The following is a 24,527-nucleotide window of genomic DNA, read 5'->3' on the forward strand; positions in this document are numbered from 1 at the left end:
CTCAGGCGGTCAGGGCGGCGGGAGCGGGTTCGGCCGCGCGGGCCCAGCACCAGACGCGGTGGCGGCTGCCGGCATCGGCGGCGGGCGGCGCCTGCTCGGAACAGCGCGGCTGCGCTTCCGGGCAGCGCGCCGCGAAGGCGCAGCCGCGCGACTCGGGCGTCATCACCGGCTCGATGCCGGGCAATTCGGCTAGCCGCGCTGTATGGTCCTGGCCGTCGGCGAAGTCCGGCAGCGAGCGGATCAGCGCCTGGGTGTAGGGGTGCTGGGCGCGGTCCAGGATGTCGTCAACGCTGCCTTCCTCGACCTTGCGTCCCGCGTACATCACGATGACGCGCTGGCACATCTGCGCGACCACGCCCAGGTCGTGGGTGATCAGCACGATGGAGGTGCCCAGCCGCTGCTGGATTTCCCGCAGCAGGTGCAGGATCTGCGCCTGGATGGTCACGTCCAGCGCGGTGGTGGGCTCGTCGGCGATCAGGACCTTGGGCTGGCAGGCCAGCGCCATGGCGATCATGGCGCGCTGACGCATGCCGCCGGACAGCTGGTAGGGATACTCGCGCACGCGGCGCGCCGGGTCCGAGATCTGAACCAGCTCCAGCAGCGATTCGGCCTGCGCCATGGCCTCGCGCCGCGACAGGCCCTGGTGCAGCATCAGCGATTCGCTGATCTGGCGGCCCACCGTGAACACGGGGTTCAGCGAGGTCATGGGTTCCTGGAAGATCATCGAGATCTGGTTGCCGCGGATCGCGCGCATGGCCCTTTCAGACAGCGCCAGCAGATCCTGGCCGTCGAACTCGATGCGGCCGCCGGCCACGCGCCCGGGGGCGCGCAACAGCCGCATGATGGACAGGGACGTGACGCTCTTGCCGCAGCCGGATTCGCCGACCAGTCCCAGCGTTTCGCCAGGCATCAGGTCGAAGGACAGGCGGTCCACGGCGAGCACGGTGGTTTCATCGCCGTCGAAACAGGTGGTGAGGTCGTGCACGCGCAAGACGGGTTGGGTTTGCATGTGCGCTCCTACAGCTTTTTGGCCAGACGGGGATCGAGCATGTCGCGCAGGCCGTCACCCACCAGATTGACGGCCAGGACGGCCACGCCCAGGAACAGGCCCGGATACAGGATGATGTGGAAGGCCACGGCGACGAAGTTGCGGCCTTCGGCCATGATGTTGCCCCAGCTGGGGATCTGCGGCGGTATGCCCACGCCCAGGAAGCTCAGCACGGCCTCGGTCAGGATGGCGGATGCCGCGATGAAGGTGGCCTGCACCATCAGCGGGGCGAACAGGTTGGGCAGGATGTGGCGCAGCAGGATCGCGGGTACGCGCGTGCCGGACGAAATGGCGGCCTCGATATAGGGTTGCTCGCGTATCGTCAGCACCAGCGCCCGCACCAGCCGCACCACGCGCGGCACCTCGGGAATGACGATGGCGATGATCACGGTGCCCAGGCCGCCCTTCAGCGTGGCCATCAAGGCGATGGCCAGCAGCACGCCGGGGATGGCCATCAGCCCGTCCATGATGCGCATGATGAACGCGTCGATGCGGCGGAAGTAGCCCGCCGCCATGCCCAGCGCCACGCCGGCCACGGTGGAGACCACCGCCACCACGATGCCGACCACCAGGGAGACGCGGGCGCCCCAGACAGTGCGCGAATAGACGTCGCGGCCCAGCGCGTCGGTGCCGAAGAAGTGTTCCGATGACGGCGGCTTCATGCGCGCCAGCGGATTGATGTCCTGCGGGTCGACGGTGGCCAGCCAGGGCGCGGCCAGCGCAATCGCGGCCAGCGCCAGCAGGATGGCGCCGCCTATGTACAGCATGGGATGGCGGCGCAGCGAGCGCAGCACGCGGCGGTGGCGCGGGCGCCGCGCGGGCAGGGACAGGGTAGTGGTAGTCATGCGTTGCCCCCGGTTCAATAGCGGATGCGCGGATCGAAGAGCCGGTAGCTCAGGTCGACCAGCAGGTTGATCAGGACATAGATGCCCGAGGCCACCAGCAGCACGCCCTGGATCACGGGATAGTCGTGGCGCAGCACGGCGTCGATGGTCAGGCGGCCCAGGCCGGGAATCGCGAATACGGTTTCCGTGACCACCACGCCGCCGATCAGCAGGGCCACGCCCACGCCGATGGTGGTGACGATGGGATTGGCGGCGTTCTTCAGCGCATGCCAGACGATGGGGCCAGCCGCCAGGCCCTTGGCGCGGGCGGTGCGGATGTAGTCCTCGGACAGGGCCTCCAGCATGGTGGCGCGCGTCATGCGCGTGAGCAGCGCCATGTAGACCAGGCCCAGCGACAGGCAAGGCAGCACCAGATGGCGCAGGTAGGGCACCACGCCCTCGGCCAGGGGCTTGTAGCCCTGCACCGGCAGCCAGCCCAGCTTGATCGAAAAGCCGTAGACCAGGCTGTAGCCGATCAGGAACACCGGCACCGAGAATGCGCAGACCGCGCCTATCATGACCAGCCGGTCCAGCCAGCGTCCCGCGTGCCAGGCCGCCAGCACGCCCAGCGGAATCGCCACGATCACCGCGAACAGCATGGTGAAGATGGCGATGGACAGCGTCGGTCCCATGCGCTGGCCGATCAGCTGCGAGACCGGCATCTGTGTCGACATCGAAGTGCCCAGATCACCGGTGGCGATGTGGCTGACCCAGATGCCGAACTGCTGCAGCAACGGTTTGTCCAGGCCCAGGTTCTGGCGGATCTTCTCCACGTCGTCGGCGGTGGCGTTGTCGCCCGCGATCACGGCCGCGGGATCGCCCGGCGACAGGTGGATCAGCAGGAACACCACGACCGCGACCACGGCCATGACAGGAATGACGGCCGCGATGCGGCGCAGTATGTATTTCACGCTGGTTTTCCCCCGGCTTGTGGCCGGGCGCACGCGGCGCCCGGCGCCCGCCTTACGGCTTTTCGATGTTCCACATCACCGGGATGCCGGTCTTCAGCAGCTCGGTGTGCTGCAGGCCGCGGAATGCGGACACGGGCTTGAATTCCCCCCACATGACATAGGGCACGCTCTGGTAGGCGCGCGCCTGCATCTGCGCGGCGATGTCCTTGCGCTTGGCCGGGTCCGTTTCGCGGATCCAGCTGGTGCGCAGCGTGTCGAGCTCCTTGTCGCAGGGCCAGCCCGGCAGGCTGTTGCCGCAGGCGGCGGACATCCAGGGGTTGGTCACCGGCGTGCTGGCGTCGTAATAGCCGCCCCAGGTCAGGAAGACGTTCCAGCCGCCTTGCGCCGGCGGATCCTTCTTCAGGCGGCGGCCGGCCAGCGAAGCCCAGTCCATGGATTGCAGGTCGACGTTGATGCCGGCCTTCTTCATGTTCTGCGTCAGCACCATGACGGCGGGCGCGCTCAGGTGGTCCGTGGGGTACAGCACCACCACCTTCTCGCCCTTGTAGCCGGCTTCCTGCAGCAGTTGCTTGGCGCGCGCCGGATCGGTCTTGGCGTAGGGCGCCGCGCCCGCGTCGCTGGCCAGCGGCGAGCCGCAGACGAAGAGGCTGGGGCAATAGTCGACGCGGTATTTCTCCGGGTAGCCCATGGCCGACAGCATTTCCTTCTGGTTCACCAGGTGGTAGAGCGCCTGGCGGGCAAGCTGGTTGTCGAAGGGCGGATGCAGCGAATTAAGGATGACCATGCCCTGCGTCGCGACGGACGTGTTCAGGGTGATGTCCTTGTTGGTTTCCAGCACGGGCAGGAAGTCGGGCGTGGTCTGTTCGATCATGTCGACCTCGCCGTTCATCAGGGCGGCGGTGGCGGTGTTGCCGTCGGGGATGTAGACCCACTCGACGCGGTCCACCTTGACGTTCTTGCCGCCGGCCAGGCCGTCGGCGGGCTCCGCGCGCGGCACATAGGCCGGGTTCTTCACGTACACGACCTTGTTGCCCGGCACCCATTCATCGCGCTTGAAGAGGAAGGGGCCCGAACCGACCATTTCCGTGACCTGGGTGTTCGGGTCCGTCATGGCCAGGCGCTTGGGCATGATGAAGGGCGGCATGCCGGAAGGCTTGGACAAGGCGTCCAGCACCAGGCCGAAAGGCTCCTTGAGCGTCAGCGTGAAGCTGTTGTCGCCGGTCGCCGCGAGTTCGGCGCCCGCGGCCATCATGGCCTGGCCCAGCGTGTCCTTCTTGGCCCAGCGCTGGATCGACGCCACGCAGTCCTCGGCCTTGACGGGCGTGCCGTCGTTGAACTTCAGGCCCGGGCGCAAGGTGAAACTCCAGCTCTTGCCGTCTTCGGATACGGTCCAGCTGTCCACCATCTGCGGCTTGACCTGCCCCTTGCTGTCCTGCGAGAACAGGGTGTCGAACACCATGTAGCCGTGGTTGCGCGTGATGTAGGCCGTGTTGAACAGCGGGTCCAGCGTCTTGAGGTCCGCGTGCGGCACCAGGCGCAGGGTCTTGGTCTGCGCCAGCGCGCCGGTGGCGGCCCCCATGGCCAGCAGGGCGGCTGCGCCCAGCAAACTGAAACGTCTGATCATTGTTATCCCCTTCGTTATTCCCATGCCCTGCTCGGGCGGCGATCGTTGAGCCTCAGGCCTTGAACGGCCACTTCGGCAATTTGCGCTTGGTGTAAGGCAGCGCGTTGTAGTCGGTGGTGATGGCGCCCGGCGTTTCCACGTAGATGACGTGGCGGCCGACCTGCGAATACGAGGCGTAGAAGTGCTGCGACGATTTCACGATGATGAGCTTCATGGCCTGCAGGTCCACGCCGAACTGCGTGAACAGGTCGGTGCCCATGGCCTGGGTGCGGTTGGTGGTCAGGGCGATGGTCACGCCCTGGCTGCGCACGATGGCCACGTCACCCAGCAGCGCGGGCGTGCCGGCCAACCCGGTCATGATGGCGTCCCGCTTGAGCGCCACGATTTCGCAATCCAGGTCCAGCGGCTGGCCCGACACCGGCGCGACCTTGCCGCCGATGCGCAGCTGGATGCGCGCGCCTTCGCCCGCCTCGAAACAGAGCTGCACGGCCACCGGGTCCCAGAACGGGCCGGTCGCGACGTCGGTGATGCCGCGCGCCAGCACGCGTTCCAGGATGAAGGTGGCGTCGCTGGGCGCGCCGCCGCCCGCGTTGTCGGCGGAGTCGGCCAGCACCACCGGAAAGTCGTTCAACGCCAGGGCCTGGTCCAGCGCTTCGTCGGCGCCGGGGTAGGGCGGCGCCAGCTGCTCGCGGAAACCGATGATCTCTTCGCCCAGCGCGCGCGCCAGGGCGTTGGCCTGGGCCTGGTCGCCGTCGGTATAGACCAGCACCTTGGAACCCATGTCGGGCGTGTCGCCCCACGGGAAGCCATGCGCGATGGATACCGACAGCACGCCTTCCTTGCCTTCCATGGCGAGCAGGCGGTCCACGAAGCTGCGCATGGGTTCGCGGCTGGTGTGCATGATGGAGATCATCTCGCAGTCGTACACGGCGCGCGTGGGTTTGATGCGGCCTTCGGCGCGCGCCACGCACAGGTCCACCAGGTCGTAGGCGCGCTCCAGGATGTCGGTGTGCGGATACTCCTTGAAGCAGACCAGGAAGTCGGCGCTTTCCACCATGTCTGCCGTCATGTGGCAATGCGGGTCCAGTTCGGCGCCGATCACGGTGTCGGGACCCACGATCTCGCGGGCGCGGCGCAGCAGGTCGCCTTCGCAGTCGTCGTAGCCGTCGGCCACCATGGCGCCGTGCAGGCCGAACAGGGCGATGTCGACGCGGCCGGCGCGCTTCAGATCGCCCAGCAGTTCGTCGCGCAGGGTTTCGTAGGCGTGGCGGGTGGTGACGCCGGCCGGCGTGGCGCCGGCGGTCAGGCCTTCGACCAGGGTCCAGTCCTTGCCCTGGGCGCGCTGGCGCGCGGCCCACAGCGGCCCCGAAAACATCTGCATGCGGTCCGGATGCTGGCCCGCGGGATAGTAGCCGCGCGCCCGATAGGCCGACAGACCGGTCGGGATGGGAGAGAAGGTATTCGTCTCGGTCGCCAGGGACCCGGAAAAGATTTTCATGCTGCCGCTCCGCGTAAGGATGTGCACATGGGGGCGCCGGCGTTGCCGCGAGCGCAAGAAAAAGACCGCACCGCCTGGCGCCAGGGCCAGGGGGTGGCTAGCAATGGGACCGGCCCGCGGCGCGGGCTCAGGCTTCGGACACGGGGCCCGGGGTGTAGCCGCCGTGCACGGCCGCCGCGCCCAGCCAGGCCTGCACCTCGATTTCCACGTCCACGCCCATGGCCAGCTTGGCCTCGACCGTTGAACGCGAGGGGAAGTCGGAAGAGAAATGGCTGCGGTAGGCGTCGTTGAACTGCGCGAAGAGTTCCAGGTCCGACAGCCACACCGTCACGCGCACCACGTCCTTGAGGGTGGCGCCCGCCAGGGCCAGCGTTTCCTTGATGCGCTCGATGGCGGCATGGGTCTGGGCGGCGATGTCGCCGCGCACGACCTGGCCGTTGGCGTCCATCGGGATCTGGCCCGACAGGAACAGGAAGCCGCCGGCCTGGGTGGCGCGGGAGAACGGCAGGGGCAGGGGGCTGGGGTAGCGGGCAATGGTGGTCATGGTGGACTCTCGCAGGCAAGGGGAGGGTTCAGCGCAATCGCGCGGGACGCACGGCTTCGGCGTCCACGCCGTGCGCTTGCAGATGGGCGGGCAGAGGCTGGTGCGTGAGCAGTGCGGCAGCCAGCTCAGAAGTCGCCGCGGCCGTCTGGATACCATAGCCGCCTTGGGCCGCCAGCCAGAAGAAGGCGGGCGCATCGGCGTCCCAGCCGACCACGAAATCGCCATCGCGCACGAAGGAGCGCAGGCCGGCCCAGGTGTGCTTGGGGCGGCGGATGGTGAGCGAGGTCGCGGTTTCGATGCGGTAGATGCCGGTGGCCACGTCCAGTTCTTCCGGCACCACGTCATGCGCGGCGACCGGGTCGGCGTTGGCCGGCGATCCCAGCAGTTGGCCGGCATCGGGCTTGAAGTAATAGCTTTCGTCGACCCCGACCACCGCGGGCCAATGGGCAAAGTCCACGTCCTGCGGGCCGGAGAACGTGAAGGCGGTGCGCCGGCACGGCTGCAGGCCGACGGGCGAGGCTCCGCACAGGGTCGCGGTATGGTCAGCCCAGGCGCCGGCGGCGTTGACCAGCGCCCGCGCACGCAGGCTGCGGCCATCGGCCAGCGTCAGCGTCCAGACGCCGTCCGCATGCGCGGCCGACACGACTTCGGCGTTGTTGTGCAGCACCGCGCCCTGGCGCGCCATGCCGCGCAGAAAGCCCTGGTGCAGCGCGTGCACGTCGATGTCGCGGGCGTCCGGTTCTTCGATGGCGCCGCAGATCTGGTCGGCGCGCAGACAGGGCACGCGCTCGACGGCCGCTTCGGCGTCGATCAGCGTCACATTGGGCGATTGGCTGCGGAAGTCGTCATAGACCTGGCGCAGCAGGTCCTGCTGTTCGGGCGTGGCGATGTACAGCACGCCGCGCGGGCTGAGCAGCGGATGCTCGCTGAAGCCCTGCGGCGGATTTTCGTAGAAGGCGCGGCTGGCGCGCGTGAGCGCCTTGATCTGGTCCGTGCCGTAGGTTTCCATGAACATGGCCGCGGATCGGCCGGTGGAGTGGTAGCCCGGCTGGGCCTCGCGTTCCAACACGGCCACCGAGGCCGTGGCGCTCAGGCGGTAGGCCACGGAAGCGCCAGCGATGCCGGCGCCGATCACGGCGTAATCGAATAGGGGTTCTGCTGTCATTTTGTCGGAAGCGAGAATTCTCTTATTTGATAATTCTCGAATACGATAGTTTTTTGACGGCAGACAAGTAATAGGGGAAAGCCCCGATGGAGGAAACTCCGAGGCTCGGAAAGTCAGGTCAGGCGCGTGCCATTGGGAACTTGATCGTCCGGCACTGCCAGCACGATGCCGCCGGCTTCGTCGGCGAAACCCAGCACCAGCACTTCGGATTTCATCGGCCCGATCTGGCGCGGCGGAAAGTTCACCACCGCCATGACGCGCTTGCCCGCCAGCTGTTCCAGCGTGTAGCGATCGGTGATCTGCGCCGAACTTTTGCGGATGCCCACGCCGGCCCCGAAATCTATCGTCAGCTTGTAGGCGGGCTTGCGCGCCTCGGGAAAGGCCTGTGCCGACTGGATGGTGCCTATGCGGATGTCGACCTTGAGGAAGTCGTCAAAGCCGATGTCGGCGGCGGCGGGGGTATTCGGGTCTTGGGTGTAGTGCACGTTGGGTCCTTGGATTGGGTTGTCCGTCACCTTGCGCAGAGCCGATTTGGTCGATAGACGGAACAGTTTGTTCCGCGCAATGGTGTGTTTTTTGGCTTCCTAAACGTATTCGGGACAATTGCCGGTCGGTAGAATTCGCCATGCATTTTCCTCTATCTACTCGTCGGAAGGCCACAACGTCATGAGCAACGCTTATCTGGACGCCCTCAAGCAGCGTCGCACGCAGTACTCGCTGGGCCGCAACCTGTCGATCTCCAAGGAGGAACTGACCTCCCTGATCCAGGAAGCGATCAAGCACAGCCCCTCGTCGTTCAATTCGCAAAGTTCGCGCGCCGTGATCCTGTTCGGCGCCGAGAGCGACAAGCTCTGGAACATCGCGATCGAAGAAGTGCGCAAGGTCGCGCCGGCCGAGAGCTTTGCCCAGACCGAAGCCAAGCTCAAGAGCTTCGCCGCCGGCGTGGGCACCGTGCTGTTCTATGAAGACCAGGGCGTGGTGCAGGGCTTGCAGGAAAAATTCGCCCTGTACGCGGACAACTTCCCGGTCTGGTCCGAGCAGGCGGGCGGCATGGCCCAGCTGTCGGTCTGGAGCACCCTGGCCAGCGCCGGCGTGGGCGCCAGCCTGCAGCACTACAACCCGCTGATCGACGCCGCCGTTGCGCGCGAATGGAACATCCCGGCGTACTGGAAGCTGCGCGCGCAGATGCCGTTCGGCTCCAACGAAAACGGCTTCGGTGAAAAGGCGTTCATGGACGACGCCGAGCGCTTCCGCGTGGCCGGCTGAGTTTTCGGGACGCCTTGGGCGTCCCGGTCCGAGCGCATCGGAAAACCCGCAATTCCCTGGGAATAGCGGGTTTTTTTACGTCCGGCTCCTGGCGGCCTTCAATCCGTCTTCCAGCCCCACTTCTTGAAGATCGCCCGACCTTCGGGCGCGGTCAGGAAGTCGACAAAGGCCTGCGCCTGCGCGTTGCCTTTCCCTTTCTTGGTGACGACGGCGCCCGCGTCGCGATAGATGCGGTACGGCTCTTCCACCTCGACCACGCTGGCCAGTTCGGGGTTGGACACCTGCCAGATGTTCCAGATCAGCCAGGCGTCTATGGTCTTGTCCTCGGTCCATTGGGTGCGCGCCTGCGCGCTGTTGCCGGCCTCCGGCAGCACGAGGTTGGCGCGGAAGGCGCGCACGGTTTCGATGTCGCCAAGACGGCCGGCCACGTCTTCCCACAGTCCGGTCTGGCCCGCGCCGGATACCGCCATGACCTTGGTGCCGGGCTTGAGCAGATCCTTGAAGCCCGTGATGGCCTTGGGATTGCCCGGGCGCACCAGGATGGCGGAGGGTCGCAGGTACAGCGTGCGGGCTTCGCGCAGCTCGAACACGCCAGGCAGCGCCGAGGCAAAACCGCTCATCATGTTTTCGGCCCCGCTGTAGATCACGTCGGCGTCCTGTTTGGCCTTGTCGGCCCAGGCCGGCGTCGGACCCGCGGTGACGCTGACATCAATGCCGTGCAGCTTGCCGAACGCAGCGGCGGCTTCCTTCATTGCGGGCGCGGGGCCGCCGGGGCCATACACGTTCAGGCTCGGAGCGGCCCAGGCGCTGCCGGCGGCGGAGCAAGCCAGGGCGATGCCGCAGGCAAGGGATCTGATCGACTTCATAGTTGACACTTCCGTTCTACGCCGATTGCGGCCGGTTGAGACAAGCGGCGCGATCGGCTGGTTGATCCATGGAGCGCCGCGGGGTCTTTCCTGCGGCTCGCCACCCGGTAGACGCGCAAGGGAAGGGGAATATTCCGGCGAGGACGTTGCAGAGGGTAGAACTCTGTTTCCAGTCTGTTAAAAAGTCGCGTGCAAAATTGCAGCCTTGCCGCCGCCTCGCGATGGACGACAACACAGTCTTCAGACATCGAGACAAGGCGAGGGGCATCCTCAACGAGAAACGTCACATGAAATCTGGAATCACCGCAGGCCGTTTGTTGTGCATGGCTGGTTTCTGCGCGCTTGCCGCGCCCGCCTACGCGATCGATTGCGCCAAAGCCGCCAGCGCCGCGGAAAAGCTGATCTGCTCGGACCGCAAGACCGTGGCGGCGGACGCCGAGTTGAACCGGGCTTACGCCGCGATACTGAAACAGGCCCCCGACGGCGATATCCGCGCCATGCTGGCGCACAGCCAGAAGCGCTGGATTGTGGCGCGCGACCGCGCGCTAACGGACCTGATCGAGGACCCGGGCTCGGTCCCCGCCGGCAAGACGGTTGCAGGCGTCGCTCGCGATTTGATCCAAAGCCGCACGGCGCAGCTCAAGGAAACGCACAAGGGCGCCGCGCTGCCCGACATCATCGGCAGCGCAGTCCGCCAGCGGCAGTTCCAGGCGCAATTCACAGGCGGCGCGTACGCCGGCTACTCGAGTTCGTGCGACATCTTTCCAGGCGAACATGCCTACTACGGTTGCTTCGCGACGCGGCATTACCAGAACAATGACCGCATCTGCTCGGTTGACGAGTACTGGGCCTCGGGCGGCGTTTATACCAAGCGTTATGTCGCCAACGTCGTGGGCGGAAAACCGCAGTTGGCTGCGTCCTGCTCGTTCAGCAGCTCAGACGAGGCGTGTTCCGATACCCCGGGCCAGACAAAATGGAACATGAAGCCGCAAAAGCCGGACTTTTCCTATCCCGACCAGCCGCTGCCCAAGATCGATGGAGAGATCGTGAGTGATGACGACTATGAGTGGGCCCGGGCCTGCCTGACGGGCGCGGCCTACCCCGCCAATTGACGCCAGTGAGCTGATCGCGCCTGCATGATCAGTTTCGCGTTGCGACGATTTTGCGTATTGCGCGCAGTTCGCGGTGTATTGGCAATACTTGCAGTATTTTGAGGGTTATGTTTTTAGTTGTAAGCCAGCGAAGACCTCGCGGCTATCCGTTGGCAGGCAAGAGTAATACACATTTGTTTAGGGAAAACCCGTAGATTGCGTTGCTCAGAGGGTGTTTTTCGGGCCGGCTCTGCGGCAAGATTTTGAAACGGACTGGATGGCCGGGCGTCCAAAACGTCCATCCCGCGAACGTAGAATCCCGTTTTTCATCAGTGCCATCCGGCTGACAGGAACGAACCATGAAGAAAACCATCCTCCTTGCGTCCGTATGCGCCGCGCTGCTGCAAGCTTGCGCGCCGACCTCCTCTCCCCGCGAAGGATCGTCCTCCATGCCCACTACCGCCACCACGCCCGCCAGCCCTGAAGTGAGCCTGCCCGCCTACTACTGGCGCCTGGCTTCCGCCACCGACGCGGCGGGCAAGCCGATAGCCGCGCTGCAGGCCGGCGTCGAACACCAGCTGCGCCTGTCGTTCACGCAGGACGCCTTGAACATCCGCGGCGGCTGCAACGCGCAGTTCGGCGGCTACACCTACAAGAACGGCGTGCTGCAAGTGGCGAACCTCGCGTCGACCATGAAGGCCTGCGACCAGAGCCTGATGCGCCTGGACGCCGAGATCGGCCAGCGCATGAAGGGCGACCTGCGCGCCACGCTCAGCGGACACGCTTCCGAACCGGGACTGGAACTGGTCGCGCAGGACGGCAGCGTGCTTAAGTTTGTCGGCGAACCCACGCCTGAAACGCTCTACGGCAGCGCCGGCGAAATCATGTTCCTCGAAGTCGCCGCGAAGAAGACCGAGTGCAGCCACCCGCTGATTCCCAACTACCAGTGCCTGATGGTGCGCGAGCGCCGCTACAACGAAGCCGGCGTGCAGCAGCCCACCCAGGACAAGTGGCATCCGCTGTATCAGTCCATCGAAGGCTTCCAGCACCAGGACGGCGTGCGCACCGTGCTGCGCGTGAAGCGCTACGACTGGAAGAATCCGCCCGCGGATGCGCCCAAGCAGGTGTATGTGCTGGATATGGTGGTGGAGCAGGACGCGTCGAAGAAGTAAGACGCCAGCTTCCCTCTGGATTTCCCGATTGCGCCCGGCCCCTGGATTCAGCGGCCGGGCGCAGTCATTTCACCCGGCGCAGGGCACTATGTTGTAAATTGTAGTCATTCTCATTTATAACCGTGCGTCTTCATGGCCGCCTCCGATCCCTCTCCGCGGCACCCCCTGCACACGCTGTACCAGGAACACCAAGGCTGGCTGCAGGGCTGGCTGCGCAAAAAGTTGGGATGCGCCTTCGACGCCGCCGACCTGGTGCATGACACCTATCTGCGTGTGTTGGCCCGCCGCGAACCGGGCGACATTCGCGAGCCGCGTTCCTATCTGGCGACCATCGCGCACGGTCTCATGGTCAACCATCTGCGGCGCCGGGACCTCGAACGCGCCTATCTGGAAACGCTGGCGCAGCTGCCCCAGGCGCAGTCGCCGTCGCCCGAGGAGCGCGCCCTGGCGCTGGAAGCCCTGTGCGAAATCGACGCCATGCTGGACGGCTTGCCCGTGCCGGTGCGGCGCGCTTTCCTGCTTTGCCAGCTTGAAGGCCTGACGCATGCGGATATTGCCAAGACGCTGGGCGTGTCGGTCGGCTCGGTGCGGCTGTACATCGCGCGCGCCCTGCGCCAGTGCCTGGAGTTCGCGCCATGAGCGCCGGAGAGGCAGGGCGCATCGATCCGCGCGCGCTGGACGGAGCGGTGGACTGGTTTCTGCGCCTGACGTCGGGCAGCGCCAGCCAGGCGGACCGGGAAGCGTGGCAAGCCTGGCGCCAGGCCGATCCCGAACACGAGCGCGCCTGGCGGCGCACCGAAGCGCTTACGCGTCGCTTCGAGGCGTTGCCCAAGGGCATGCTGCCCGTGCTGGGACGGCCGCGCTCGTCCGCCCGCCGCGCCGCGCTGGGCAAGCTGCTGGTGCTGATCGGCGCCGGAGGCGCCATCGGCTACGCGCAGGTCGATGAAGCCTGGCGCGGCTGGGTGGCCCAATACCGCACGGCTGTCGGCGCCCGGCGCGAGGTGCTGCTGGCGGACCATAGCCGCGTGGTGCTCAATGCCGCCACCGCCATGGACGTCTTGTTCGATGCCCAGCAGCGGCTGATCGCGCTGCACGGCGGCGAAATCCTGATCGAAACCGCGCCGGACCCGCAACAGGACGCTCGGCCGTTCATCGTGCGCACCCGCGAAGGCAGCATCACCGCGTTGGGTACGCGCTTCGTGGTCAGGCGCGACGACGGCGTATCGGCGGTACAGGTGCTGGAAGGCGCCGTGCGCGTGGCGCTCCCGGGCGCTTCGGCGGATGCCGCGCGCATCGTGCCCGCCGGCATGGGCCTGCGCTTTAGCGGCGGCCAGATCGATGACGCCCAAGCGCTGACCGGCGATCCCTCCGCCTGGCAGCGCGGCATGCTGCAGGTCGACGGCATGCCCTTGAATGAATTCCTGCGTGAACTCCAGCGCTACCGCGCGGGCTGGATCGATTGCGCGCCCGAAGTGGCGCATCTGCCCATTTCCGGCGCTTTCCCGCTGGCCGAACCCGACCGGGTGCTGGTCACGGTGGCGGACACCCTGCAACTCGGCCTGCGCTACCGCACCCGCTACTGGGTGTCGCTGGTGCCGCGCGGCGAGACTATTTTGTAACGGCGACTAGCACTTTGCGCGTCTTATCTGGCTACGAGGGTAAGACCAACATCTGGAGTGCATGTCATGCCCCGTCAGCTTTCCCCGTTGCGCGCAAGCGTCTCCTTCCCAGTCTTGCTCGTGGCAGGCGCATTCGCGCTACCGCTGGCCGGGTTGATAGCGCCCGCCCAGGCGCAGACCCAGGCGGGGCAGGTGAGCGTGGCCGTCGAACCCGGGCCGCTCAGCGCGGCGCTTTCGGCCTACGCTGCCCAGGCCGGCGTTCTGCTGTCGTTCGATCCCGCCCTGACGCGCGATCTCCAATCGCCTGGGCTACGCGGCAGTTTCGGCTTTGAGGAAGGGTTGCGCCAGTTGCTGGCCGGTAGCGGCCTGGAACCGGCGCGGCGCGCCGATGGCGGCTACACGCTGCGCAGATTGCCGCAGGGCGAAGTCACCGCCTTGCCCGCAGTGACCGTCACCGGCGCTGGCGACGAAGGCCCCTCCGAAGGGACGGGCTCCTATACCGTGCCGGCAACGAGCGCCGCCACCCGCATGCCGCTGTCGCTGCGTGAAACCCCGCAATCCATCAGCGTCGTCACGCGACAGCAGATGGACGACCAGAATCTGAACACGCTGGACGAGGTGATGCGCCAGACGCCCGGCATCGCCGTCGAGCGGCTGGATGAGCGCGTGCAATTCACCTCGCGCGGTTTTGCGCTGAACACCATGCTCGACGGCGTGCCCACGCTGTCGTTCAAGACGCCGTCGGCCGAGGCGGGCATGATCAACACCGCCATCTACGACCGGGTGGAAGTCGTGCGCGGCGCCGCCGGCCTGCTCAACGGCGTGGGCGAGCCGGGTGGTTCGGTGAATCTGGTGCGCAAGCGTCCCACGTCGGAGTTCGCCGGACACGTCACCGGTGGCGTCGGCCGCTGGAACAGCTACAACGCCGAAGCCGACCTGGGCGGCCCGCTGAACAGCGCCGGCACGCTGCGCGGCCGGGTGGTTGCCGCCCGCACCGCGGGCGACAGCTTCATTGACTACAAGAAGCGGTCCGACGATGTCTTCTACGGCATCCTCGAGGCCGACATCCTGCCCAGCACCACCGTCAGCCTCGGCTACGAGCACCAGAAGACCGCCATCGACGGCGCGAACTTCGGCCAGGCGCCGCTGTTCTACAGTGACGGCACGCGCACGAACTTTCCCCGGTCCTTCAATCCCGTGACGCCATGGAGCCAATGGGACATGTATACGGACCGGATATTCGCGACCTTGGACCATCGCTTCGGCAGCGGCTGGCACGTCAAGATGGACGCCAGCCGCTTGAAAAACGAAAGAAAGGCCGCCTGGGGCTATGTCCTCGCGTATCAGCCCGTCGATCCGTCCGGCGCTTCCACCATCGAATTGCGCGACAACCCGGCAAGCTCCACCAACAAGTCCTTCGATATCTACGCCGAAGGGCCGTTCCAGGCATTCGGCAGGGAGCACCGGGCCGTCCTGGGACTGAGCTACAACCGCTACACCAGCGAACTCAACCTGAACTCGGCGAACCCCGCTGGCTGGGACCGCCGGCGCGTGAATCTCTACGATCTGCGCGACGTGCCGCGGCCCGCCATGCCCTACACCTTCTACGACACCTTCCTGGACGCGAAGGAGACCGCCATCTACGGTTCCGCGCGCCTGAAGGTGGCCGAGCCGGTGTCGCTGATCCTGGGCGCCCGGACCACCTGGTACGAAGAAAACTCTTCGGCCTATAACGGCCCCGCCAACACCTGGACCCACAACCCCACCGCAAAGGAAAATGGCGTCTTCACGCCCTATGCCGGCGTGGTCGTGGACCTGAGCAAGGATTATTCGGCTTACGCCAGCTACACCCGGATATTCATACCCACCACCTCGCGTGACGCCAGCAACGTGGTGTTGCCGCCGCAAACCGGTCAAAACTATGAAATCGGTTTGAAGGGCGAACATCTGGACGGCAGGCTGAATACAAGCTTCGCGATATTCCGCACCCAGGAGGAAAACGTTGCGGTGGAGGATCCGTCCAGCCCGCCGCTGCCGGACGGGAGCACTCCCTACCGCGCCGTCAAAGGCGCGCGCAGCAAGGGGTTCGAGCTGACCGCGTCCGGCGAAGTGGCGCCTGGCCTGCAGCTGATGGGCGGCTATACCTACTTTGCCAAGCGCGACGCCGAGGGCGCATTGCTGCTGCCGAGCACGCCCCAGCGGCTGTTCCGCCTGGCTGCCAGCTACAGGCTGCCGGGCGAGTGGAACAAGCTCACGATCGGCGGCAACGTCAGCTACCAGAGCAGCATCTACTACGACGAAGCCGGCGGACTAGGACGCGCCAGCCAGGGCGGCGTCACGCTGTTTGGCCTGATGGCGCGCTATGACTTCAACAGGCATGTGTCCGCGTCCGTCAATGTGGAAAACCTGACCGACAAGTATTACTACAGCGGCCTGGGGGGCTACAACGGCTACAACTACGGCACGCCCAGGAACGTCTGGATGAAGGTGAGCTACAAGTTCTGAGCGGGGGGCGTTTGATGTTTGTCATGTTGCAGCGCATGGCGCGGATGAGACAATCCCGACTGATGGCCATTCCCATTCGCAGCCATGAACACCTACCCCTTGCTGCTCATCCTGCATCTGCTTGCCGCCTTCCTGTTCGTCGGCACCGTCACCTTCGAGGTGCTGTTCCTGGAACCGGTGCACAAGCGCCTGCCGCCCGACGTGCGCCGCGCGCTGGGCAGCCAGCTGGCGCCGCGCGTGCGGGCCGTGCTGCCGTGGTCGGTCGTGGTGCTCTACCTGGCCGGCCTGGGCTTGGCCTGGCAATACCGCGGCACGCTCGCCGATCCATTCGCTTCGTCCTTCGGCGTCCTGCTGTCGCTGAAGATCGCGCTGGCCTTGAGCGTGCTGCTCCATGTCGCGACCGCCTTGACGCTCGCGCGCCGCAAGCGCCTGACCGGCGCATTGAGCAGGCGCATGCACATCAGCGTGTTCTGCCACATGGTGCTGATCGTGGTGCTGGCGAAGGCGATGTTCCACGTGGCCTGGTGAGTGCACGGCCCATGCCGTGGCGCTACGCCGGTAGTGCGAGCGGTTCCAGCGTTCCGTAGCCTTCCTCCCCGTACACCAGCCCCGGCAGCGGCGAATGGCCATGGCCGCTGGTTTCCCACAGTTCCGCCACCCATTGCATCGCGGTATCGACGATGACGTCCTGTACGTTGAAACCGGCTTCGTCCGACGCGAACAGCGGCACTTCGGGTTCGATGCCGTCTTCCGTGTGGCGCACGTCGAACAGGTAGCGGTGGCCTTCGATGGCCTTGTTGAGCACGAACAGGTCCGGGCCTTCCAGGCTGGCCACCACCGAAAACGTACCTTCGCCGTCCTGATCGGGGAACACCACGAAATGGATCTCGCGCGCCTTGGGCGGCAGGGCAGCGATCAGCGCCGTCAGAGTGGCGCGCGCCGCGGCGTCGTGGGCGCGCAGGATGCGCAGCAGTTCGGCGATGTATTCGGATTGGGTCATGTGCGTGTCCTGATCATTCCCGCCGGGGCGATGGCAGCATCGCCAGACAGGCGTTCGCGTGGAGCTGGGAATCCACAAGGACTAGTGGTGTAACACACGGATCGGCAGGCTCTGCTAGACTGCCCTTACTCTTTGGGGAGTAGCCTCCTTGCAGCCCGGCCAGCCAAGGTCCGGTCCGCAGGGGCTTGCGTCAACATTCTTGGCTTCCTCGGCCATGGCGCAAGCGGCATCCATGCTTGGCGAGACCACGGATTTTTCGCGCGACGCCGGGCGGCGCGGGAGATCCGTGCCGTTTCCGCCCAGCAGGATCACGACTCCAATGAATCCCATCGCCATCATCGTTCTCGCGTTCGCCATGTCCACGGACGCGTTCGCCGCGGCCATCAGCAAAGGCGCCGCGCTATACAAACCCCGATTCCCGGAAGCCCTGCGCACAGGGCTGATCTTCGGCGTGATCGAAGCCATCACGCCGGTGATAGGTTGGGGACTGGGCTCGGTCGCGGCCAAGTACGTGGTTGCCTGGGATCATTGGATCGCGTTCGCGATGCTCTGTATTCTGGGTTTGCTGATGATACGCAACGGCCTCAAGGAAGAGGAGGAGGACGCCGCGCCCGTCACCCGCCATTCCTTCTGGCTGCTGGCGGCAACGGGCCTGGCCACCAGCATCGACGCCATGGCGGTCGGCGTGGGGTTGGCGTTCGTGGACGTGAACATCGTGGTGGCGGCCATTGCCATTGGCCTGGCGACTACCTTGATGGTGACGATAGGCGTGATGCTGGGGCGGGTGTTGGGCAGCGTCGCCGGGAAGCGGGCCGAGATCCTGGGCGGTATCGCGCTGATCGGGATAGGCGCGGCGATACTTTATGAACATTTGAGCGCCGCGGCGGTTTGATGTCGCGCGGCGGCGTCGCTCGCCGGTTCCACGGCGTGTCCTTACCCGCGCGAGTCCCCGATCAAGGCGGACCGCGCGCTGTCGAAGCTGCGGCATTCGGATTTCAACCACTCGGAAAAGATCCGGGTGCGCCGCTCATCAGGCCGGCGTGACAGCAATACGTAGCGCGCCGGCGCGGGCGTGTGCTTGCCGAACACGTCGACCAGCCGCCCGCTGCGGATCTCGTCATAGACCATCGCGCTGCGCCCGATCGCCACGCCCTGGTGATTCAGCGCGGCGCCAATGGCAAGGCTGGCCAGGTTGAACTGCGGCCCGTCCAGATGGCGCACCCAGCCCGGCTGGTGCGCTTGCATCCAGGTGCGCCATTCGATGAACTCCGCGGCGCCAGCCCAAGGCGAGGCGTCGTGCAGGAACTCGACGCCATCGAGCGATTTGCCGGCGCGAAACTTGGGGTGGGCCGCAAGGTATTCGGGCGTTGCGACCACCAGCAGATACTCGTCCAGCAAGGCGTCCGCCTGCAAATCGCTGTAATGCGCCGGGTCGTAGCGGATGGCGATGTCTATGTCTTCCTCCTCCATCAGCTTGCGGTCCAGCGGCTGGAACTCCGCCTTCAGCCGCACCGATATGTCTGGCTGCAAGCGATGGAATTCCGTCAGGCGCGGCATCAGCCATTGCAGCGCGAACGAGGGCAGGCAATTGACCTGCAGCGTTGACGCCGGCAAGCCCAGCCGCTCGATCTCCTGTTGGATGTCGCCCAGCGCGCGGCTGACCGTCGAGTACAGCGACTCGCCCTTGGACGTGAACGTCAGGCCGCGTTGTTGACGAACAAACAGCAGGTAGCCCAGGCGGTCTTCCAACTGCCGGATCTGCTGGCTTACCGCGCTTTGCGTGAGGTTCATGGCTGCCGCAGCCCTGGTAAAGCTGAGATGACGGCCGGCCATGTCAAAACAGCGCAGGGCGCCCAGCAGTGTCGAGTCGAAATGGGCTGGCATAAGTCACGCTAATGGCTGCAGTAGAAATGATCGCTATTCTTGCATGCTGGCGGCATCTACGATTCGCGCTGAACCATCAACCTGCAAGTTCATGATGACCGCCAATTTCGATCCTCAGCTATTAGAAAATCTTCAATCAAGAACGCCTTTGCTATGGCTCAACCCCGAAAGGGGCGGACCCTTGCCAGGATCCGCCCCGTCCCTGACCCTGATCGACGAGGCGGAAAGCCGTCTGGCGCGTTGCGCGCCGCTGCTGGCTACGCTCTTTCCCGAGCTCGCGGCCGCGAATGGGCATATCGAGTCCCGGCTGATGGCTGCCGGGCCGTTGCAACAGGCGTTGGGCGGCGGCTGCGCCTCGGGCAGTTGGTACCTCAAGCGCGATGACGAGCTGCCCGCCGCAGGCTCCATCAAGGCGCGCGGCGGATTTCATGAAGTGCTGGCCATTGCCGAGACGATCGCGCTGGAGCACGGGCTGCTGCAGGATGCGTCAACGGACAGGCGCATCCTGGCCACGCCGCAGGCTCGCGCCGTGTTCAGCCGGTATGCCGTGACCGTGGGCAGCACCGGCAACCTGGGCATGAGCATCGGCGTCATGGCCGCCGCGCTGGGATTCGATGCCGTGGTGCATATGTCCGCCGATGCCAAGGAATGGAAGAAGGACCGGCTGCGCCAACGCGGCGTGCGCGTGGTGGAACACGACGGCGACTACGCCGAAGCCGTCGCAGCCGGGCGGGCGCAGGCGCTGGCCGCGCCCCGCAGCCATTTCGTCGACGACGAGCAATCCGAGCTGCTGTTCTTCGGCTATGCCGCGGCGGCGCGCGGACTGGCGCGGCAATTGGTGGAAGCGGGGCGCGTGGTCGATGCAGCGCACCCGCTGTTCGTGTATATCCCCTGCGGCGTCGGCGGCGCACCGGGTGGCATCAGTCATGGCCTGAAGGCTTTGTTCGGGACTCACGTGCATTGCTTCTTCGCCGAGCCCGTCGCCTCACCGTGCTTTCTGGTGCAGTTGGCGTCGGGAGCGGACACTCCCGTGTCGGTGTACGACATCGGCCTCGACAACCGGACCGAGGCAGACGGCCTGGCCGTCGGCCAGGCATCCGAGCTGGTGGCCGCGCTGATGAAGCCCCAGCTGGGCGGCGTCTTCACCGTGTCCGATGACGAGCTCTACCTGAACCTGATTGCGCTGAAAGACACCCTGGGCGTCGAGGTCGAACCATCGGCCGCCGCCGCGGTTTCCGGTCCGGGCTGGTTGGATTCAGCCGCCGGCCGCGCGTATGTCCAGGGCATGGATATGTCCGAAGCCACGCACGTCATCTGGGCCACGGGCGGGTCGCTGGTGCCCGCGGAGGCGTTGCGCGGCTTCCAGGAACACGCCAGGGGACTCAGCCGCGCCGGTGCGGCCCTTGACCCGTGATTCCAGGCGGCGCCGGCCGCTTTCGACCGCATGGTTTTTCGCGCACGGCAAGCCCGTGCGCTCCGTCAGTTGTTGACCAGATACGCCTGCCCGTCCGGCTTCAGATAAGGCGTCAAGGCCTTGAACGGCACGCTGGCATGGGTGCCCAGGCAAGCGCCCGACGCGTGCCCGACTCCGGACACGGACAGGCTCAGCGCGCCGGGCGCCTGCACGCCCAGCGCCAGATAGTCGGGCCAGAGGTCCGCGCAGTCTTCCAGATTGGGCCGATCCCCGGACTGTTGGGCGGCGGTGCCCGACTTGACCGCCTGTTGCACCAGCGCGAGCAGGGCGGGACTCTTTTCCCCGCCGAAGCTGCGCTTGCCCGGCACGTACGCGTCGAACACGCGATTCCAGTCCAGGTATTCGCCGCGCAGCAGATCGTAGGTGTAGGGTTCGAAATGGTTGTAGGGATGCGCGCCGCCGCAGTCCAGGCTGCCCGATTCGGTCACCGTCATCAGCGCGCGCGACAGCCAGGTGACGTGCACGGCCTCTTCATCGAATCCGCCCAGCGTGCCGGCGCCCGGATTGCCGCTGGTGTAGGCCGAGGCCATGCAAGCCAGCGCGCCCAGGCTCTTCTGCCAATGGCGTTGTTCGAGCAGATAGTTCGTGCGCTGCAGGACCTGCGCATCGGGATGGCGGCTGAGCCGCGGGTAGGTGAACTTGGTGCGCGGATCGCGCCACATGCGATAGGCCACCGCGCCGTCACCGATCTCCTTGCCGACCGGCTGGGCGTGTCCGGCCAGCTTCAGCGTCTCGTAGGGCGCGCGGGCGGCGGTGATGCCTGCCTGGACGTCGACGTCGCCAAGATTGACCTGGCTGGCGCGGGCCTGCTTGCGGTCCTTTTCCAGCTGCTCCGTGTCGTATTGCGCAACCTGCTTCAGGTCGAAGCGTAGCTGCTTGCCGCTGCCGGCGTCAGTCCAGAGGCCGCGGTAGCCGGTGGCATCGCGCGTGCCTTGCCAGCTTGCGGCCTGATCCGCCGGCTTGCCTTCCTGGCGGGGCTTCGGTTCGAAGAGCTCCTTGGCCGTGCCGCGCAGCGGGATGTCCACGCCGTGCTTGGCGTAGAAGTAGCGGCCGGTCAAGGTGCCGTCGGCCGCTGCTTCGGTGTCCAGCTCCAGCACGATGTCGCCGGCGCCTTGCAGTGTTCCGGTGTAGACGGTGCGGGGCGCGGCGTGGGCCTGGGCGGCTAAAAGAGACAGGACTGCCAGCGCAATCGCGCTGCGGACGTTGCGGTGCATACGGGACGGTGAGCGAAACATCGAGGAGCCTGGGATCCAAAGGGATAGCGTCGGCTGACTATACCGGAACCATCAGCCCAATAGCGCAGCCGCCTCGCCATCCGCAAGCATCTGCTCGAACAGGTCGCCAAGACTGCTGGCCACCTCGCTGACTGCCTCGAACTCCGGCTCGACGCCATGCACGACCCGCCCCGAGATCAGGTCGATCGCGAGAAATTCATAATCGCCGTCCACGCTCATGAAGATCGGCACATGGCGCGCCCAGAAGGCCTCGACGGCGTGCCGGTCGGCGTCGCTGATGGCGGCTTCGAGGCTGATGTCGCGAAAGGCGTCCCGCCCAAAGGCGCTGTCGGCGGTTCCGGCATAGTCGGCCGCGCTCAGGAACCAGCGCGTGTCGTCCGCGCTGCTCAGCTGCGTGTACAAGGACAGGAACGCCGCGTGTTCCGAAGAGTCAGCCGGTGTAGCCACGGGCGTCGCGCGGTGTACCGTCCAGCCGCGCGCGGCAAGCAAGCTCAGGAAACGTTCGTGCAAGTTGCTCATCAGGCTTGTCTTGGTTATCGCGTTGCCGCGATGTTCGCGCGCCGCAAGCGCGCGTTCAAGGTTTGCGCCAACTCGCCCAATCCCACATCGCCGCAGCCGACCAGCGTCAGCTCCTGCAATCGGGTCAGCGTATCCAGCACGCCGATGTCCGCAATCCGCTTGCAGTACTGAATGTCCAGCCGTTCCAGGCTTTCAAGGGCGTTGATCGGACCTATCTTCTCCAGCGCACCCAGGTTCTTCAGGCGCAAGGAGCGCAATCCTGTCAGTTGCTCGATGCCGGACAGCGTCTTCAAGCCACGGCCCGCCAGCAAGCCCAGCGCCAACAGCGGCAGTCCCGCGATGCGATCGAATACCGACGAATCGAACGGCACGTTCCAAAGGTTCAGCTCCTTGAGCGGCAGGCGCAAGGCACGGTCCAGCAGCATGCCGCGCCGGTCCGGAACCATGGACAAGGAAATCAATGCCGGAAAGTCTTCCGGCTCGAACCGCAACGTTGCGTCTACTGTCAGCGCCTCCAGCCTGGGCAGCGGGCCGGCTTTCCAGGTGTACGTGCCGGGTTCGGGATGGATGGAAAGATGGCGCAGGCTGGCTGGGAGCATGTCTGCGCGCAATCCGGTCAGAACGCTGCCCGCGACCGCGCCGGGGCCGATGGACAGGTGCGCCAGCGCCGGCAGCCGGGCGAGGAGTTCGGGCAGCTCGTGCAGCGGGTCGCCCTGAGGCGCCCATAAATGCACGTCTTCGATCGATGCCAGGACGGCCTCTTGCGGCGGGGCATCGTAGAGCACGATGCGCTCATCCGCGCCTGCGAATTGCGAGCGCTGGCGGCTGTGCATGAAGCGCCAGGTCTGGTCGCGGGCTGGCCGTGGGATCGAAAATGGGATGATGGACATGTGGCGTTCCGGCAGGCCGTTAGGAGCTCAGCCCGCCTCGCTCAGCATGTCGATGCGGCGCTGATGACGCGAGCCATCGAAGGGCGTGTCAAGGAAAGCGCTGACGCATTCGCGCGCCACCTCGATTCCTATGATTCTGCTTCCAAGCGCCAACACGTTCGCATCATTGTGCTGACGGCTCAGGCGCGCCATGGTGGCATTCGTGCACAAGGCGGCTCTTGCGGCGGGGAAACGATTGACGGCAATCGAAATGCCTATGCCCGAGCCGCAAATCACGACGCCCTTCCGGACCTTTCCGTCCGTGATTGCCCGCCCCATGGCAAAGCCAAAAGCGGGGTAGTCGACCGAGTCTTCGCTGTGGGTTCCGAGGTCCAGCCAATCCACGTTTTCGAAGGCCTTCTTCAGCTTTTCCTTGAGCTCGTAGCCGGCGTGGTCGGAGGCAATGGCGATTTGCATGCTTTTTCTCTCATGTGGGGACTCGGGATTGCCGAGCGCGATTGTAGTCCGCGAAAGCGTGACGCCGCGCGCCGCACGATTCTTCCGTAACTTGATAGTCGCAAACTAAGTGGTTACATTCAAGACGGAGAACGTTATGACCGCCACTACCCCCACGCCCGAATTCCGCCTGCTGGGCGATCATGCGGCGTTAGACCTGATCAACACCGTCGAGCAGTCCGACGACGGCCCTCGCGACCGCCTGCAATCGGACGACGATGTGCGGTCCTGGCTGGACGCCTTGGGCTTTGCGCCCGCCCAGCGCAAGACGCCCAAGGGCCTGCTCGAATCCGCGCGGACATTGCGCGAGACGGTGCGTGCGTTGGTTGCCCAGAGAAAGGCCGGATTGCCGCTCAAGCTCAGCGCGCTCAACCGGGCGCTCGCCGCCGGCGGCAGCCATCTCGAGGTTGCCGTGGTGGCGGGCGCGCCCAGCCTGGCCCGTCGGTACGAAGCGGCCACGCCTGACCAATGGCTGCTTCCCGCCGCGGAGGCGGCCGCGGACTTGCTCGTGCACGGGGACTTCGAGCTGGTGCGCAAATGCGAAAGCCCGCTCTGTTCCCTCTGGTTCTACGACCGCACGCGATCTCATCGCCGCAGGTGGTGCAGCATGTCGCTTTGCGGCAACCGCCACAAGGTGGCGGCCTTTCGCCAGAGGGAAGCCCAGGACGCGGCTTCCTGAGCGCTTGCTTGCCCATTCATCCGGCCGCCCTGGCCGGATTTTTTTTGAACGAACCGCTCCGTGTCATAGCTTTGAACTATTTAGGTAACCGTTAAATATTAGTTTGACGGGTTACTTAAAAGGCGCAAGAATGGCTCGCACAGCCTGCCGGAATTCGG

The 24,527-nt window shown here is 65.8% G+C and carries 25 protein-coding genes and 1 riboswitch; of the genes, 10 read left to right on the forward strand and 15 right to left on the reverse strand.

Translation table 11 applies throughout. The annotated features are described in order from the left end of the window. Window position 1 precedes the first annotated feature (1 nt). From ACM1PE_RS02395 to ACM1PE_RS02430, 8 genes are all read right to left on the reverse strand, one after another. The gene (locus ACM1PE_RS02395) at window positions 2–1,009 is read right to left on the reverse strand and encodes an ABC transporter ATP-binding protein (RefSeq protein ID WP_419342498.1); all 1,008 of its coding nucleotides are present in this window, start codon (window positions 1,007–1,009) and stop codon (window positions 2–4) included. A gap of 8 nt (window positions 1,010–1,017) precedes the next feature. Continuing rightward, a complete protein-coding gene (locus tag ACM1PE_RS02400; protein ID WP_054450278.1) occupies window positions 1,018–1,893 on the reverse strand; it encodes an ABC transporter permease in 876 nt (291 codons plus the stop codon). 14 nt (window positions 1,894–1,907) lie between these two features. Further along, on the reverse strand, window positions 1,908–2,843 hold the full coding sequence (locus ACM1PE_RS02405; protein ID WP_419342499.1) for an ABC transporter permease: 936 nt from the start codon (window positions 2,841–2,843) through the stop codon (window positions 1,908–1,910). 52 nt (window positions 2,844–2,895) lie between these two features. After that, window positions 2,896–4,467 (reverse strand): ABC transporter substrate-binding protein, encoded by a 1,572-nt coding sequence (locus ACM1PE_RS02410; protein ID WP_059375234.1) that lies wholly within the window; start codon window positions 4,465–4,467, stop codon window positions 2,896–2,898. Window positions 4,468–4,519: 52 nt separating this feature from the next. Continuing rightward, window positions 4,520–5,965 (reverse strand): M81 family metallopeptidase, encoded by a 1,446-nt coding sequence (locus ACM1PE_RS02415; RefSeq protein WP_419342500.1) that lies wholly within the window; start codon window positions 5,963–5,965, stop codon window positions 4,520–4,522. Between the two features lie 127 nt (window positions 5,966–6,092). Further along, on the reverse strand, window positions 6,093–6,509 hold the full coding sequence (locus ACM1PE_RS02420) for a RidA family protein (protein WP_059375227.1): 417 nt from the start codon (window positions 6,507–6,509) through the stop codon (window positions 6,093–6,095). Between the two features lie 28 nt (window positions 6,510–6,537). Then, window positions 6,538–7,674, reverse strand: a complete 1,137-nt coding sequence (locus ACM1PE_RS02425) for an NAD(P)/FAD-dependent oxidoreductase (RefSeq protein WP_118931777.1) — start codon at window positions 7,672–7,674, stop codon at window positions 6,538–6,540. Between the two features lie 113 nt (window positions 7,675–7,787). Further along, a complete protein-coding gene (locus ACM1PE_RS02430; protein WP_059375221.1) occupies window positions 7,788–8,159 on the reverse strand; it encodes a tRNA-binding protein in 372 nt (123 codons plus the stop codon). Window positions 8,160–8,340: 181 nt separating this feature from the next. On the opposite strand from ACM1PE_RS02430, the gene ACM1PE_RS02435 reads away from it, so the two are divergent. Beyond that, window positions 8,341–8,940 (forward strand): nitroreductase family protein, encoded by a 600-nt coding sequence (locus ACM1PE_RS02435; RefSeq protein ID WP_059375218.1) that lies wholly within the window; start codon window positions 8,341–8,343, stop codon window positions 8,938–8,940. A 98-nt stretch (window positions 8,941–9,038) separates the two neighbouring features. Here ACM1PE_RS02435 and ACM1PE_RS02440 read toward each other — a convergent pair whose 3' ends face one another. Then, complete coding sequence (locus ACM1PE_RS02440; RefSeq protein ID WP_419342501.1) at window positions 9,039–9,806, reverse strand: extracellular solute-binding protein; 768 nt, start codon at window positions 9,804–9,806, stop codon at window positions 9,039–9,041. Between the two features lie 221 nt (window positions 9,807–10,027). Here ACM1PE_RS02440 and ACM1PE_RS02445 point away from each other — a divergent pair, with 221 nt between their 5' ends. The 6 genes from ACM1PE_RS02445 to ACM1PE_RS02470 all read left to right on the forward strand — a co-directional run bounded on the left by ACM1PE_RS02445 (window position 10,028) and on the right by ACM1PE_RS02470 (window position 16,721). Continuing rightward, window positions 10,028–10,918, forward strand: coding sequence for a lysozyme inhibitor LprI family protein (locus ACM1PE_RS02445; RefSeq protein WP_306633900.1), 891 nt, complete (start codon window positions 10,028–10,030; stop codon window positions 10,916–10,918). A 428-nt stretch (window positions 10,919–11,346) separates the two neighbouring features. Next, on the forward strand, window positions 11,347–12,069 hold the full coding sequence (locus tag ACM1PE_RS02450; RefSeq protein WP_054450298.1) for an META and DUF4377 domain-containing protein: 723 nt from the start codon (window positions 11,347–11,349) through the stop codon (window positions 12,067–12,069). A gap of 132 nt (window positions 12,070–12,201) precedes the next feature. Continuing rightward, window positions 12,202–12,708 carry a sigma-70 family RNA polymerase sigma factor gene (locus ACM1PE_RS02455; RefSeq protein WP_059375206.1) on the forward strand — a complete coding sequence of 169 codons (507 nt, stop codon included), beginning with the start codon at window positions 12,202–12,204 and terminating at the stop codon, window positions 12,706–12,708. Further along, window positions 12,705–13,688, forward strand: a complete 984-nt coding sequence (locus ACM1PE_RS02460; protein WP_251877563.1) for a FecR domain-containing protein — start codon at window positions 12,705–12,707, stop codon at window positions 13,686–13,688. Before ACM1PE_RS02455 ends, ACM1PE_RS02460 begins: the two co-directional genes overlap by 4 nt. Before the next feature lie 66 nt (window positions 13,689–13,754). Then, window positions 13,755–16,193, forward strand: a complete 2,439-nt coding sequence (locus ACM1PE_RS02465) for a TonB-dependent siderophore receptor (RefSeq protein ID WP_419342502.1) — start codon at window positions 13,755–13,757, stop codon at window positions 16,191–16,193. An 84-nt stretch (window positions 16,194–16,277) separates the two neighbouring features. After that, window positions 16,278–16,721, forward strand: coding sequence for a CopD family copper resistance protein (locus tag ACM1PE_RS02470; RefSeq protein WP_419342503.1), 444 nt, complete (start codon window positions 16,278–16,280; stop codon window positions 16,719–16,721). A gap of 22 nt (window positions 16,722–16,743) precedes the next feature. On the opposite strand, the gene ACM1PE_RS02475 is transcribed toward ACM1PE_RS02470, so the two are convergent. Then, complete coding sequence (locus ACM1PE_RS02475; RefSeq protein WP_251877559.1) at window positions 16,744–17,193, reverse strand: DUF6389 family protein; 450 nt, start codon at window positions 17,191–17,193, stop codon at window positions 16,744–16,746. Window positions 17,194–17,315: 122 nt separating this feature from the next. Further along, window positions 17,316–17,505, forward strand: a riboswitch (yybP-ykoY riboswitch). A 7-nt stretch (window positions 17,506–17,512) separates the two neighbouring features. Between ACM1PE_RS02475 and mntP the strand changes: the two genes are divergently transcribed. Next, a complete protein-coding gene (gene mntP, locus ACM1PE_RS02480) occupies window positions 17,513–18,085 on the forward strand; it encodes a manganese efflux pump MntP (protein ID WP_059375198.1) in 573 nt (190 codons plus the stop codon). A gap of 41 nt (window positions 18,086–18,126) precedes the next feature. On the opposite strand, the gene ACM1PE_RS02485 is transcribed toward mntP, so the two are convergent. Further along, entirely contained in the window at window positions 18,127–19,077 is a 951-nt protein-coding gene (locus ACM1PE_RS02485; protein WP_118931783.1) for a LysR substrate-binding domain-containing protein, read from the reverse strand. A gap of 91 nt (window positions 19,078–19,168) precedes the next feature. Between ACM1PE_RS02485 and ACM1PE_RS02490 the strand changes: the two genes are divergently transcribed. After that, a complete protein-coding gene (locus ACM1PE_RS02490; RefSeq protein WP_419342504.1) occupies window positions 19,169–20,491 on the forward strand; it encodes a D-serine ammonia-lyase in 1,323 nt (440 codons plus the stop codon). A gap of 65 nt (window positions 20,492–20,556) precedes the next feature. Here ACM1PE_RS02490 and ACM1PE_RS02495 read toward each other — a convergent pair whose 3' ends face one another. The 4 genes from ACM1PE_RS02495 to rpiB form a co-directional block, all read right to left on the reverse strand. Then, the gene (locus ACM1PE_RS02495) at window positions 20,557–21,765 is read right to left on the reverse strand and encodes a hypothetical protein (RefSeq protein WP_419342505.1); all 1,209 of its coding nucleotides are present in this window, start codon (window positions 21,763–21,765) and stop codon (window positions 20,557–20,559) included. Window positions 21,766–21,837: 72 nt separating this feature from the next. Then, window positions 21,838–22,305, reverse strand: a complete 468-nt coding sequence (locus tag ACM1PE_RS02500) for a hypothetical protein (protein WP_419342506.1) — start codon at window positions 22,303–22,305, stop codon at window positions 21,838–21,840. Window positions 22,306–22,319: 14 nt separating this feature from the next. Then, window positions 22,320–23,195 (reverse strand): leucine-rich repeat domain-containing protein, encoded by an 876-nt coding sequence (locus tag ACM1PE_RS02505; RefSeq protein ID WP_419342507.1) that lies wholly within the window; start codon window positions 23,193–23,195, stop codon window positions 22,320–22,322. Between the two features lie 27 nt (window positions 23,196–23,222). After that, window positions 23,223–23,651, reverse strand: coding sequence for a ribose 5-phosphate isomerase B (gene rpiB, locus ACM1PE_RS02510; protein ID WP_118931790.1), 429 nt, complete (start codon window positions 23,649–23,651; stop codon window positions 23,223–23,225). A 136-nt stretch (window positions 23,652–23,787) separates the two neighbouring features. Here rpiB and ACM1PE_RS02515 point away from each other — a divergent pair, with 136 nt between their 5' ends. Then, on the forward strand, window positions 23,788–24,369 hold the full coding sequence (locus ACM1PE_RS02515) for a CGNR zinc finger domain-containing protein (protein WP_118931791.1): 582 nt from the start codon (window positions 23,788–23,790) through the stop codon (window positions 24,367–24,369). Window positions 24,370–24,527: the final 158 nt, after the last annotated feature.

The sequence above is a fragment of the Achromobacter sp. PD1 genome (assembly GCF_048541815.1).
Classification (GTDB): domain Bacteria; phylum Pseudomonadota; class Gammaproteobacteria; order Burkholderiales; family Burkholderiaceae_B; genus Achromobacter; species Achromobacter bronchisepticus_A.

What these genes read in the sequence shown, in the direction of transcription:
- ACM1PE_RS02505 (WP_419342507.1), bottom strand. Translation starts at nt 23,195, where the DNA reads ATGTCCATCATCCCATTTTCGATCCCACGGCCAGCCCGCGACCAGACC.
- ACM1PE_RS02450 (WP_054450298.1), top strand. Translation starts at nt 11,347, where the DNA reads ATGCCCACTACCGCCACCACGCCCGCCAGCCCTGAAGTGAGCCTGCCC.
- ACM1PE_RS02395 (WP_419342498.1), bottom strand. Translation starts at nt 1,009, where the DNA reads ATGCAAACCCAACCCGTCTTGCGCGTGCACGACCTCACCACCTGTTTC.
- ACM1PE_RS02425 (WP_118931777.1), bottom strand. Translation starts at nt 7,674, where the DNA reads ATGACAGCAGAACCCCTATTCGATTACGCCGTGATCGGCGCCGGCATC.
- ACM1PE_RS02415 (WP_419342500.1), bottom strand. Translation starts at nt 5,965, where the DNA reads ATGAAAATCTTTTCCGGGTCCCTGGCGACCGAGACGAATACCTTCTCT.
- mntP (WP_059375198.1), top strand. Translation starts at nt 17,513, where the DNA reads ATGAATCCCATCGCCATCATCGTTCTCGCGTTCGCCATGTCCACGGAC.
- ACM1PE_RS02515 (WP_118931791.1), top strand. Translation starts at nt 23,788, where the DNA reads ATGACCGCCACTACCCCCACGCCCGAATTCCGCCTGCTGGGCGATCAT.
- ACM1PE_RS02400 (WP_054450278.1), bottom strand. Translation starts at nt 1,893, where the DNA reads ATGACTACCACTACCCTGTCCCTGCCCGCGCGGCGCCCGCGCCACCGC.
- ACM1PE_RS02445 (WP_306633900.1), top strand. Translation starts at nt 10,028, where the DNA reads ATGGACGACAACACAGTCTTCAGACATCGAGACAAGGCGAGGGGCATC.
- ACM1PE_RS02470 (WP_419342503.1), top strand. Translation starts at nt 16,278, where the DNA reads ATGAACACCTACCCCTTGCTGCTCATCCTGCATCTGCTTGCCGCCTTC.
- ACM1PE_RS02485 (WP_118931783.1), bottom strand. Translation starts at nt 19,077, where the DNA reads ATGCCAGCCCATTTCGACTCGACACTGCTGGGCGCCCTGCGCTGTTTT.
- ACM1PE_RS02440 (WP_419342501.1), bottom strand. Translation starts at nt 9,806, where the DNA reads ATGAAGTCGATCAGATCCCTTGCCTGCGGCATCGCCCTGGCTTGCTCC.
- ACM1PE_RS02420 (WP_059375227.1), bottom strand. Translation starts at nt 6,509, where the DNA reads ATGACCACCATTGCCCGCTACCCCAGCCCCCTGCCCCTGCCGTTCTCC.
- ACM1PE_RS02475 (WP_251877559.1), bottom strand. Translation starts at nt 17,193, where the DNA reads ATGACCCAATCCGAATACATCGCCGAACTGCTGCGCATCCTGCGCGCC.
- ACM1PE_RS02435 (WP_059375218.1), top strand. Translation starts at nt 8,341, where the DNA reads ATGAGCAACGCTTATCTGGACGCCCTCAAGCAGCGTCGCACGCAGTAC.
- ACM1PE_RS02460 (WP_251877563.1), top strand. Translation starts at nt 12,705, where the DNA reads ATGAGCGCCGGAGAGGCAGGGCGCATCGATCCGCGCGCGCTGGACGGA.
- ACM1PE_RS02500 (WP_419342506.1), bottom strand. Translation starts at nt 22,305, where the DNA reads ATGAGCAACTTGCACGAACGTTTCCTGAGCTTGCTTGCCGCGCGCGGC.
- ACM1PE_RS02455 (WP_059375206.1), top strand. Translation starts at nt 12,202, where the DNA reads ATGGCCGCCTCCGATCCCTCTCCGCGGCACCCCCTGCACACGCTGTAC.
- rpiB (WP_118931790.1), bottom strand. Translation starts at nt 23,651, where the DNA reads ATGCAAATCGCCATTGCCTCCGACCACGCCGGCTACGAGCTCAAGGAA.
- ACM1PE_RS02490 (WP_419342504.1), top strand. Translation starts at nt 19,169, where the DNA reads ATGATGACCGCCAATTTCGATCCTCAGCTATTAGAAAATCTTCAATCA.
- ACM1PE_RS02495 (WP_419342505.1), bottom strand. Translation starts at nt 21,765, where the DNA reads ATGCACCGCAACGTCCGCAGCGCGATTGCGCTGGCAGTCCTGTCTCTT.
- ACM1PE_RS02410 (WP_059375234.1), bottom strand. Translation starts at nt 4,467, where the DNA reads ATGATCAGACGTTTCAGTTTGCTGGGCGCAGCCGCCCTGCTGGCCATG.
- ACM1PE_RS02465 (WP_419342502.1), top strand. Translation starts at nt 13,755, where the DNA reads ATGCCCCGTCAGCTTTCCCCGTTGCGCGCAAGCGTCTCCTTCCCAGTC.